At 64.3% G+C, this 319-nt stretch carries 1 protein-coding gene; it reads right to left on the bottom strand.

Annotated elements, in window-relative coordinates:
- Positions 1–319, bottom strand: a 319-nt coding sequence (locus tag OC610_RS29115; protein ID WP_264433307.1) for an NAD-glutamate dehydrogenase, incomplete at both ends; no start/stop codon positions are given.

Below are 319 nucleotides of genomic sequence, written 5' to 3' on the forward strand. Positions count from 1 at the left end.
CTTCGGCAGGATTTCCAGCAACTCGCCCTTGCTGCCGCGACGCACGCTCAGGACGGTGGTTTGCAGGGTATGGATGCTGTAGCCGCGACGGTTCAGCTCGGTGCGGACCGAATCCACCAGGAACGGCAGGTCGTGGTGCAGCACTTCGACGGCGGTGTGGGTCGACTGCCAGCCGTGGCGCTCGTAATCGGGGTTGTATACGCGTACCTGCGGTTGCGCGTGATCGAAGCGCTCAAGCAGACGCCAGGCGGACAGGGTGCAGCCGGCGAGGTCGGACAACCGGCGCTGGGTGAGTTCATCGAGGGAAATGATGCCGAAG

This window comes from Pseudomonas agronomica, from assembly GCF_025917275.1.
Taxonomy (GTDB): Bacteria; Pseudomonadota; Gammaproteobacteria; order Pseudomonadales; family Pseudomonadaceae; genus Aquipseudomonas; species Aquipseudomonas agronomica.